This is a genomic window from Xanthomonas sp. 3058 (genome assembly GCF_014199765.1).
In the GTDB taxonomy this organism is placed as follows: Bacteria; Pseudomonadota; Gammaproteobacteria; order Xanthomonadales; family Xanthomonadaceae; genus Xanthomonas; species Xanthomonas campestris_B.
On record NZ_JACHOF010000034.1, the window covers coordinates 1 to 11,779 of the forward strand.

An 11,779-nucleotide genomic window follows, 5' to 3' on the forward strand; every position below is an offset into this window, starting at 1 on the left:
TGCAGCTTCTGCCCGTCCCAGCCCTTGACCAGGCCATTGGCGCTGTCGCCAGTGAGCACATCGCGGTTTAGTGCAGCCAGCACATCGCTGACGCTCTGGCCGGTCTTGGCCTGTTGGCCCGCCTGGTCGGTGATGACCAGCGTGCCGCCGCTGATGCCGCTGGTGGTCAGCGAGGTCTCGCTGCCGCTCTTGCTGGAGTAACCGGCCGCCGCACCTTGCGCGCCGCTGCCTTGGTTTTGCCAGGACCAGCTACTGCCCTGGTTGGTGGTCGGTGGCGTCTGGGTCTCGGTCTTCTCGCCGCCCTCTTTGCCATTGCTGCCGCCGGCGGCGTAGCCACCCGACAAGCTGATGCCCTTGGCTTCATAGCTGCTGGTGTTGGTGATGTCGCTCACCGTCAGCGTGCCGGTCTGCAGGCGATTGGCACCGGCATCTACCGCCGCCTGGGTGCTGGCGATCACGCCGCCCTTGAGGTCGGTGTTACCGCCCACGCGGATGTTGAAGCCGCCATCGCCGGCCTGGATACCGCTCTGCTCGGTGACGCTGGCGAAGTCACAGTTGACCTTGTTGCTGCTGGTATTTGACTACTTTATTAGCCTAATTAAATTAACTGAGACTATTACAGCTAACGGCAATACTCCGCACACGATCAATCCAGATAAATAATAAATATTTGAAATCCTTTGGCCTGTTTTTCTTGCGTAAATGCTGTAAGAAAACATGAAAAAATTTACTGCTCCGAGTGAATTCCAAAGAATAAGAAAATCTAATTCAAAATAATTTAAACCAAATATAACATTATAAAATATTTTCAGCAGAAACCCAAGGTGGCCAACGCAAAACGCGCCGTGCAAATGGAATAGAATAGATATGGCATAGTCTTTAAAATTAAAAATAAAAGAAATTGGTATAATGATTAGTGAGAAAGCAGATACCGCTAACGCAGCAAAAAGGAAAGGAAATTCCCAGCCGAAACTACCAAATATCATGATCGATGTCTCAATATTATCTCTGAACGGCCTAATTCTTTGGAGGTTTCCCCGCACAGCCGCCTTGGAAACCCATGTTACGACACCCAGTGTTAACCCGCTCTTCAGGATCTAAAAGATCTTTTACACCACCAATGTATTGCATGCTCTCGACCGTCGGCCAGGCCATGTTTTTAGTGAAATTTTCATGGATTTTTTGGAGAATTGGATCTCTCTGCTCACTTCCGAGCTGGATGAGGCTCCACTGTGTAGGGTTGACCTTTCCTTGGCCATTGTATATGTATTTAAATGCATCGTGTCCGTTAAACATGATCTGATTACCAGCAGCCGATCTCCAGTCGTTCATTACATCGCCGGCACCTAGAATTTTATTCCACAAAGCGCCGGCGGAAAAATTGAAGCCACTCAAATTCTCTCTAGATTGAGACTCTGCGGCAGAGAACCAGATTGCACCGGTCTGCCTAGCCATTGCACCAAAAAAATCTGAACGTGCATCGATGTCATCAATTGCGCTATAAGCCTCGCTGCTATTAAATATTAAATCTAATGCATTTTTGCGGGATTTGACGATATCACTATCCATTTGCGTTAAAGGGAAAATGTATCTCGGGTCTGCGGAAGCACTATAGCTCTTCCAAGACGAATCGCCTGAATAGTTGAGTGCTTCGCGCACGCCCTCCTGACATGCGGCCCCCGAGGGGTTTTGAGAACATGTTTGCTGGAGTTCGAGGTCGTTACTTTTTGATAGGGCAACGTATTTATTTACGATTTCATCGCACCCGCCAATTAACGCGCACGACGCAAGCTCAGCTTGGAGTTGTGAAATTTGCTGATGACTCAAATAATTGTTCGCCACCTCATTCATTGCTGTCGTACCGCCAGCCGTACCACCAACGGTTGCGCCGACTGTCGTCGATGCCAGTGCAGTCAATGAATCTGCCAGTACGCCATCCACACCGGCGTTCTTCAGTGCGCTGGCAACAGCGGGGGCCGTGAGTGTACCTGCCGCCGAGCCCGCAGCGCCTTGTAGGCCACCTGTCAGTCCGCCAACAGCTGCGTGTGCCAGCACTCGCAACGTGCCGTCGTTACCCCACTGACCTTCGAGTTGCTCTGCCTGACCTAACAGCGCAGCACGTTGATCTGGGTCGGTTGTCGTTTCTGCTTGCAGACGTAACAGCGACGCTTCCTTGGTCTTTTTTTCAGCATAGTCACCGATTTCCTTACTCGCCTGCTGCCCAAACGTCGCAGTGATCTCGGCCCCAGCGCTGACCTGCTGCTGCAGCTTCTGCCCGTCCCAGCCCTTGACCAGGCCATTGGCGCTGTCGCCAGTGAGCACATCACGATTTAGCGCAGCCAGCACATCGCTGACGCTTTGCCCGGTCTTGGCCTGCTGCCCAGCTTGGTCGGTGATGACCAACGTGCCGCCGCTGATGCCGCTGGTGGTCAGCGAGGTCTCGCTGCCGCTCTTGCTGGAGTAGCCGGCGCTTGCACCCTGCGCACCGCTACCTTGGTTTTGCCAGGACCAGTTGCTGCCGTTGTTGGTCGTCGGCGGCGTCTGGGTCTCGGTTTTCGCTCCATCCTTGCCATCGCTGCCGGCGGCGGCGTAGCCACCCGACAAGCTGATGCCCTTGGCTTCATAGCTGCTGGTGTTGGTGATGTCGCTCACCGTCAGCGTGCCGGTCTGCAGGCGATTGGCACCGGCATCCACCGCCGCCTGGGTGCTGGCGATCACGCCGCCCTTGAGGTCGGTGTTACCGCCCACGCGGATGTTGAAGCCGCCATCGCCGGCCTGGATACCGCTCTGCTCGGTGACGCTGGCGAAGTCACCGTTGACCTTGTTGCTGCTATAGCTGGCGCTGGCGCTGAAGCCGATCCCGAAGGTCACGCTGCCGCCGACCGCCTTGTCCTTGCTGGCGTAGGTGCTGGTGTCCTGCAGGCTCTCGATGTTGAGGTCGCCGCCGATGTCGGCCAGCACGCTGTTGGCCGACAGCACCGCACCCTTCAGGGTGGTGTCGTTGCCGCTGATGATCGTTGCGGTGTTGCCTGCCGACAGATGGCTATTGCGCTGGGTGACATCGGTGCCATCGGCCTTGCCGCGCGAGCCGCTGGCGCTGGCGGTAACACCGGCGGCGAAGCCGTCTGCACCGTAAGTGATCGCCACGCCGATTGCCGCACTCTTGCTCTTGTTGGTGCTGTGTTGTTCGAAGGTGTCCTGCGCCGCTTCCAGGGTGATGTTGTTGTCGGCCGCCAGCAGCAGGTTGTTGCCGGCCTTGATGTCGCTGCCGCGCACCAGGATGTTGCTGTCTTGGCCGCCACCGGTGGCGATCAGGTTGACGTTGCCGCCGGCCTGCAGGGTGGAGCCCTTGGACGTCGAGCTGCGTTGCTTGGTCTCGCTCTCGCTCTGGCTGCCGCCCACGGTGACCGAGATGCTGACATTGGCCGCCTGCGCGGCGCCCTTGGCGGTGTCGGCGTTCATGACGCTGCTGGCCGCCTGGCCTGCACCGTATGCGCTATATGCGGCAGAGGCACCGGCCAGGGCCTGCATGCGCGAGTCGCCTTCGGCCTTCTTGCCGGCCTCGCCACTGTTCACCGCCGCCTGGGCGAGATTGAGCGCGGCCGCGCTCAAGGTGACCGACAAGCCGCCTTGCTTGAACTCGGTGCGCTGCTCGCTGCTCGAGGTGTCCTGGACTTCGGTGATCGCGATGTCCTTGGCCTTGGCGGTGATATCGCCCTGCAAGGCCATCACGTCGCTGCCGGTGATCGCCAGCGTGTTGCCGGCGACCAGGGTGACGTTGCCCTCCAGGCTGCCGACCGTGGTGCCGGTGTGGCTCACATCAGCGATGTCTGCCTCCGTCTTGACCGTCTGCTTGCCGATGGTGAAGCCGATACCGCCGCTACCGAACAGGCCGGTTTTGACGGTTTTCTTGTCGTGCGCTTCGCTATGCGTGCTCTGCGCCGTCTCAAGGGTCAGGTTGTTGCCGGCCGCGAGCACCACATCGCCGGTGCCAACGATCTGCGTGCCCTGCGACAACAGGTCGTTGCCTGCCGCGACAGAGATCTGCTCGCCGCCACCCCGACATTGGATGATGGCGCCCGTACCGGGGGTCTCTCTTTTCCGCTGCGATTTTGGTCATTAGATTCGGCTGGCAAAGTCAGCTCATCCTGCAGCGCCTAATCTAGTTCAGCTGTCTATCCAGCTCTCGACCCGATGATTGTCTTAAGCTAGTAGGCCAGCACTTCAAATTAAATAATCCTGAAATTTTAATACAAAAATAATATTTATAAATACCGTATGCTTAATTAAGCCTATTTCCTGATAGGACAGCTAATTATTTATGGTATAACTTTCGATGAATGCCATGGCTGCCCTGCTGCCATAAGAGCCGCTTTTAGATAACTCGACCATCTGGCTGAGGCTGATAAAATTATTTTCCAGGAAGTTACTTTCATGAGAAAATAAAAACTTATCTTTCAGGGCTAGAACCCCAAAATCCTCTGTTACGTCTTCAACAGCTATCCAGCGCATAGAGCTATCGCACAGCACTAAGGGATAAGATAAACTGCCTTTTCCGAAATTAATAGATGTGTCATACGCTTTCATTACATCATAATTAATATTATCTTTATCTATTAAGAAAAATGATTCAAACAAGGGGTCTATTCCAGAGAATTTTATGAAGGCGTCAACGCCTGATAATTCGACAATCTTCTCTAGCACGTCATAACAGTTCATCAACGGTCGTTCAAAGAACCAAAATTGCTCAAATTTTTCTTTGAATACCATTGATGGAAGCCTCACGTCAAAGTCAACAACCATTGTAATATTTTCCATAAAATTTTTGAACGCAGATTTTTCTTTGTTTGTTATCAAGAAAATTACTCCTCAGTGAATCTCAATTTAACGACGTCGCGCTTTTGGCCCTTTATTTTCAGGGACGCAGAAGGTACTTCACCAGACCTTGATTTCGGATAAAATGTGTATATCTTGTCGCCTTTCTCAAGCATGGTAACGGCCCCGTCTTTACTAAATGATTTTGTATAGCCATTAGCCTCTAGTGTTTCAATCGCTGCGCGTTGAGGCCCCGAAACATTAATCTGATTTGGACTATTTTTTGTCCATGGCGGAGGAAATGAAACGCCAGTACTTGCCATATAATCAAATATTACTGGCACATCTTTTCCTGTTAGACCAGGATCCTTAACGGAGCCACCCCTATCAACACGAGTGCTTGGGGGAGCTAATAAATCAGCTGCTGTCATTACATCAAACATGCTTTGTCCAAATCGGTTTGCCGCTGCAACCTGCTCGGGAGTGCCGCCAAATTTAGAAGTCAAACTGCCGGGAGATCCGAAGATTCCCAGGATCGCTGTATCTAGCCTATTACTATCCTCAAGAGACATCCCGCCAATCAGATTATTAGTCTTCCAGCCTTGCCAGTCTGTCTCTGTCAAGAGCTGGAAGTTGTTGTTGTGAATTGATGCTAGGCCGGGAGAAGCTTTTGACGCGGACTGTATGACGCCTTGCGCGAGAATGGCGTCATATGCTTTCGTGCCGGGCTTGAGATTTAATAGTTGTGATTGCTGCTCTGGGGTTAACGCACTGAAGTATCGGTCCTTCATCTCTCGGCTTTGCGCAAGGCTTGTATCGTCCCATTTTTGCTCAACGTTTTCCCGGCATTTCTCGGTTTCACAGGCTTGCAGTTCGCGTGCTTTCTGATCGCGTTGTGGGTGACTAAGGTAGTTGTTCTCTACCACATTTTTGGCAACATTTGCGTTAGTTGCTGCATCAGCCAAGCTGCCACCAGTCATCCCACCCGCAATCGCTCCAATCGCCTGCGACAACGACACCAGCATCTGCTTGTCTGCTTCCGGCAACCCGTTTGGATCAAACTTGCCGTCCGGCCCATAGGCTTGTGGGTCATCGCCGTATAGGGCTTTGGCCAGGTACTGGGCTGCCAGTTCACCGCCAGCCCCGGCCAGCGCACCGCCTGCCATGGACGTACCGTTGACTTGTGCCAGCACGGCGCCAAGTACGGCGTGCGATAGCCCTTGCAGCACGGCGTTCGGATCACTGCCATGGTTCTGGTCGAAGGTCTTGCCGATCAGCTGTGCGGCGTAGGGCGCTAAGGCGTTGGTGGCGACTTGTCCGGCACCTTGCCCGGCCACGCTTCCGACCAATGCCGTCGTTACTGCTTGCAACGCACGGCTGTAGTCGCCGCCGACGCCCCAGTTCTGCTTGGTCTCATAAGCTGCGCTGTATTCCGGATTGCTCTGCGCTAATACATCCCGGCGTTGATCGGCAGTCAAGCTGGCAAAGTTGTCCTTCCCCTCTTGGGTCAGGCCATTCTTGTACTGCTCCTCGATGGCTTTGGTTTTGCTCTCTGCTGCTGCAGCAATGTCATCACCGATCTGTTTACCGGTCGCCACCACGGTGGTGGCCGCAGCCGCCATCGCCTGCTGCTCACCCAAGATCTTGCGCACATCCGGCAACGTGGCCACGGCCTCATGCGCGGCACTGGCATTGGTGTTGATGCCGGTGGCCGCTGCCGTGGTGGTCTTGCCACCGATCTTGATGTTGCCTTCGGTCAACGTGGCGCGGGTATAGCTCGTGTCGCTGCCGCTTTCACTCATCGGCACGCCCGGCATGAAGCTGCCGGTATTGGCCTTGCCGTAGTTGCCGTTGGCGATGTTGTTGCCGATGTCTGTGGACTGCTCACCAGCGGTCCGCTCGATCGGGTTGCCGTTGGCATCGGTTTGGTTGCCGGTACTGCCGAATCCACCGCTGACGCTGCCGGATGAGGCGCTGTAGTCCATCCGATTTTTCAGATCGGTAAACGTCAGCGAGTCGGCGGTCAGTTCGCTGGCACCGGCATTGGTGCTGGCAATGGCACCGCCGATCAGGTTTACGTTGCCGGCGGTGACGTGATAGCCGCCATTGCCTGCGAACAAGCCCGACTGTTCGACCACGCCCAGATAATTGCCGTTGGCCTTGGCCGCACTGGCATAGCCGCTGACATCCCACGCAGTACCCGCCGAGATCTGTACGCGTCCACCAACGCTGCTTTCCTTGGATTGGATGTCCAGCTTGTCTTGCAGCGATTCGATCGTCAGGTCGCCACCGATCTGTGCGTCGATCCGGTCGCCTTTGACCACCGCGCCGCGCAAAGTGGTGTCGCCTTGCGAGGTGAGCACGATGTTCTGCCCGGCCAGCTGCGTGTTCTGCCAGGTGCTGCCATCCACGTTCGACCTGTGGCTACCGGCACTGGCTTGCACGTAGGCATACACGCCGGTCTGCGCGCCCACCGATGCGCCGACGCCGACCTCAAAGCCGGCGTTGCTGCCCTTGCTCTGCTCGGTGTTGCTGGAGTTGCCCGCTTCCAGCACCAGATCGCGTGCCGAATCCAGGCTCAGCGTGTCGCCGGCCTTGAGGTTGCCCTGCACGATGCGCAGGTCGCCTTCGGTGGTCTTCAGGCGCACATTGCCACCACCGGTGATGGTGGAGCCCTGCGAGAGTTGGCTGCTGCTGTTGAAGCTGCTCTCGTTGGTGGCGAAACCCACGCCTGCTTCGACGCTGAGTAAAGAGCCGCTACCCGCACCGCCGGCCATGCTGCTGATCGCACTAGCCGATTGATACGCATTCGCCGCTGCCGCCATGCCCTGCATCGCGCCCAATCGCCCATCGGACTTGCGCGCATCGTCCACATTGTTGATCAGATCGATCAGCGGGGATTTGATACGCGCGAACGCGCCGATCTTCAGGTCGTCGTCCTGCTGGGAGGCGGAGCTGCTCTGGTTGGCGGTCAGCAGCTGGATCGAGGCGGCGGTGATGTCCACGTCCTTGGCCGCGACCACGTTGCTGGCTGACTGGGTGTACGTGCCGCCTGCGGTCAGGCTGACATTGCCGCCCAGGCTGCCGACGTTGCTGGCCACCTGCGCCACCTGGGCGTTGTCGTCCAGGTGATTCTTCTTGTTGTAGCCGGCAAAGCGCTCGGTGTCGGAAATGACCACCGTGCCGATGCCCTTGCTGGTGGACTGGTTGGCATTGCCCAGAATGTCCTGGCCACTTTGGATGGTCAGGTCGCCTGCCGCGCGCATGCTGACATTGCCCTGCGCGGCGATATTGCTGGCCGTCAGGGTGATATCGCCTTGCGTGGTGGTGAGGCTGGCATTGCCACCCACCGACAGCTGGGTGCCGGTAATGGTGTCGGTCTGGCCGTTGCCGGTGCCTTGCTGGTTGTAGTTGCCATAGGGCAGGCCGGCCGCGTTATTGAAGCCCCAGCCCTTGCCAGTGCTGGCGTTGTCACTGGATTGGGTGTTGTGCGCGACATCGAACACGATGTCCTTGCTGGCCAGCAGCAAGGCACTACCTTCGGCCGACATTTGCGCGCCTTGGCTGGTAATCGAGCCATCGCTGGCCAGCAAGGTGAGATTGCCGCCGGCGGCCAGTTGGCTGACACGTGCATCGCTGGTGCTTTCGTTCTGCGCTGCATTGGAGCGGTGGCTGCTGGCCTGGATCACCACCGGGGTGATGGCAGCCATGGTGCCGGCGGCTGCGCCTTCGGCGTCGCGGCTCATCTTGCTCATGGTCGAGCCGGTATCGACCATGTTCTTGGTGGTCGAATCGCGTGCGCTGCGGTACGACGCACCCGGGTCGTAGGTCACGCCGACCGAGAACCCGCTGGACTTGCTGGACTGGCTGGAGTGCGACTCGACCGTGTCCTGCCGCGCCAGCAGGGCGATGTCCTTGGCCGCCAACGTCACGTCCTTGCCAGCCCCGACATCGGAGGCGGCGATGGTCAGCTGGTTGCCTGCGCTGATTACCAGATTGCCATCGGTCGAGCCAACGGACGAGGCAACCTGGGTGACTGAGCGCGTGGACTCCTGGCTGTCGCTGCTGGACTTCGCATAGCCCACGCTCGCCACACCGCCACCAGAACTGCCGGTCAAACCGGACTTCTTCTGGCGAATGCTGTGCGCTTCGCTGCTGGTGTCCTGCGCCGACTCGATGGTGACGTTGTTACCTGCGGCCAGACGCACATTGTCCTCAGCAAGCACCGTCGAGCCCACGACGGCCAGGTCGTTACCCGCGACCATGTTGATGGTCTTGCCGCTCAGCGAGGAACCGATGGCGAGACTGTCGTGCCGCTCGTCGTGCGTGGTGGTCTTCTCATTGGAGAAGGTGCTCTTCTTCCGGGTTTCCTTGTCTATCACTGCATCATGCTGCTCCTGCGTGGCCAGCAGCTTGATGTCGTTGCCGCCGGCCAGCGCGATGCCGCCGGTCTGGCTGGCGACTGCGGTGGAGCCCAGGGTTAGGTCGCGGCCGGCCTGCAAGGCCATTATCTTGCCTGCGCCGACTTGTGAGAGGGTTAGATTAAATAATGGTCTATGACGTACAAACCGGCTAATCGTTCGAAATTAATACGGCTTAACTAAATTAAGTGTTATGAAATATAGATCAATTCAATCATTTTTATTAATGGTAATCATTTTATATTGGAAAATTAATTAAAAAGCTGGGATTGATAAAAAACAGTATGAGAAAAATAGCCAGGATCCTATGCACAAGTTTCGCTCAACTCTAGGCATAACTTTTGTTCGCCGCCGCAGTACAAATAAGATAATGGTGACGAGAGGTAGCATCGCTAGCGCAGGAATAATGAAAATTAAATCAGTGATGTAGTTTAAAAAATCAGCTAACACTTGGCAAGGCTTTCCGGTGCATGCATCAAGACGCATGCCGAGAGTCATCCTTAGTGCAGCAAGCATCCAGTAGAAAAAACAACTAAAATGAAGTGTTAGGCAGAAATTTTTCATTTGTAAGGCCTCACCTAATCCTATGTGTAAATACTTACAATTTATCTCATCGGAAATTGCAATTTAGACCAATCAATTGCAGGCGGATAGGTCTCCACCCCATAAATTTCGCGGATGACCTTATTGGCTTTATTTCCTGAACAGTGTTCATAATTTTCACAGCCAGGCACGGGTGAATTTACAAAGCCTTTATCAATGTTGCCGGCAATTTTGGCGGCATCTGCTAAAGCTTTTTTCTGGCTGCTATCGAAAAAGCTTCCTGTAACATCTTTTATGATACCAGAAATTTCCAAATCGCTTGAGCGCGACTGCTTGGAAGCTGTAGAAGCAACAGAGTACAAGGATTTTACATACCCACTATACTGTTCTGAATTGAAATACGGGTCGTCTGGCATGGTGCCATCCCGAAGATGACCAACTACACCGTCATAATGTGCTCCGTTATCCCTTACGTGTGCAAAAGAATCTCCAAAAGCATGTAATATCTTCTGATTCTCTGGATCGGAAAGAATAGCGGATTTTACGCTGCTATTATTGATGTTTTCATTCAGCTCATTAAGTATTGCACCAACCTTTGCAGTCAATATTTTTTGTTCCTTGATCACTTCCTCTGGTGATTTATTTCCATTCAAAAGGTGGATGGATTGCTGATCTCCAGATGGCGAATTTCCGTTCTTAACGTTATTTGCCGTGATCGCATTTCGCTCATCAGTATCGGGGGCCCAAGCAGCCAGCGCGATTGCCTTAGCATCCTGACTAGAGAATCCAGCAAGATAAAGTACTGTGGCCATAGTCGAGTAATGCCCAATTTCCCCCCAATTATTCTCCACAGAATTTCTTGCTATTGAGCTTCCTGAAATAATGGAGTTAATGTCCCCGCTAAAAGATCCTAAAGCTGCTCCGCCTAATCCAACGATCGAATTTATGGTGGACTTTTCTTCTGCATTAAGATTCTCGCTTCCGGTTCCATAGAGAAACTTCGCCAAGGCAGGAGCTGCAGCTTCTGCGCCAGCGGCCGTGATCGCTCCGATCAATTCACTTCCTCCACCAGCGGAAGCAATCGCTGCCCCCAGGATTGAGTGCGCAAGCAGATGACTTGCACTTCCTTCCTCACCGCGATTGCCACCGTCTACTGTATTGCGCACGGCATTCTCTTTGAAATATTGACCAATCTGATACGAGGCAACGGGCGCCAAAGTACCGGCCAAGATTTGGCCCGTGCTTCCCGATGCCGCGGAAAGGCCACCTGTTATTGAGCTGACAAGCACTCCGACTTTCTGAAGACGCGCAGTCTCTTTGTCTGCTTCAACAGCAATCATCGCTAGCTGAACCTTTTGCTCGGGGCTCAATGATGCGCTCCGTACTGGATCCTCAAGAATAGCTTTTGCTTCTTTCTTCTGTCTTTGGGCCTCGTCAATGGATGCGTTGATGTCGTTGCGAATACTAACGCCAGTTTGCACTACCGTCCCAATCGCCGCCGCCATTGCCTGCTGCTCGCCGAGGATCTTGCGCACATCCGGCAGCGTGGCCACGGCTTCGTGTGCGGCGCTGGCATCGGTGTTGACGCCCAGATCCGCTGCCGTGGTGGTCTTGCCGCCGATCTTGATGTTGCCTTCGGTCAACGTGGCGCGGGTATAAGTGGTGTCGCTGCCGCTTTCGCTCATCGGCACGCCCGGCATGAAGCTGCCAGTGTTGGCCTTGCCATAGTTGCCGTTGGCGATGTTGTTGCCGATGTCGCTGGACTGTTCGCCAGCTGTCCGCTGGATCGGGTTGCCGTTGGCATCGGTTTGGTTGCCGGTACTGCCGAACCCGCCGCTGATGCTGCCCGACGAGGCGCTGTAGTCCATCTGGTTTTTCAGATCGGTGAACGTCAGCGAATCGGCCGTCAGTTCGCTGGCACCGGCATTGGTGCTGGCGATCGCGCCTCCGATCAGGTTTACGTTGCCGGCAGTGACGTGGTAGCCACCATTGCCCGCGAA

The 11,779-nt window shown here is 55.0% G+C and carries 4 protein-coding genes and 1 pseudogene; all 5 read right to left on the minus strand.

The window, feature by feature from the left end:
• Window positions 1–488, minus strand: a pseudogene (locus GGR61_RS20470) (hemagglutinin); the annotation flags it as partial.
• A 529-nt stretch (window positions 489–1,017) separates the two neighbouring features.
• Window positions 1,018–4,074 (minus strand): hemagglutinin repeat-containing protein, encoded by a 3,057-nt coding sequence (locus GGR61_RS20475; RefSeq protein WP_184623729.1) that lies wholly within the window; start codon window positions 4,072–4,074, stop codon window positions 1,018–1,020.
• A gap of 237 nt (window positions 4,075–4,311) precedes the next feature.
• Window positions 4,312–4,818 (minus strand): hypothetical protein, encoded by a 507-nt coding sequence (locus GGR61_RS20480; protein ID WP_184623726.1) that lies wholly within the window; start codon window positions 4,816–4,818, stop codon window positions 4,312–4,314.
• A gap of 44 nt (window positions 4,819–4,862) precedes the next feature.
• Window positions 4,863–9,392, minus strand: a complete 4,530-nt coding sequence (locus GGR61_RS20485; RefSeq protein WP_326520649.1) for a hemagglutinin repeat-containing protein — start codon at window positions 9,390–9,392, stop codon at window positions 4,863–4,865.
• 449 nt (window positions 9,393–9,841) lie between these two features.
• The coding region (locus tag GGR61_RS20490; RefSeq protein ID WP_184623728.1) for a VENN motif pre-toxin domain-containing protein at window positions 9,842–11,779 on the minus strand (1,938 nt) is incomplete at its 5' end.

Coding starts and splice junctions, on each gene's coding strand:
- GGR61_RS20480 (WP_184623726.1), bottom strand. CDS start 4,818: ATGGAAAATATTACAATGGTTGTTGACTTTGACGTGAGGCTTCCATCA.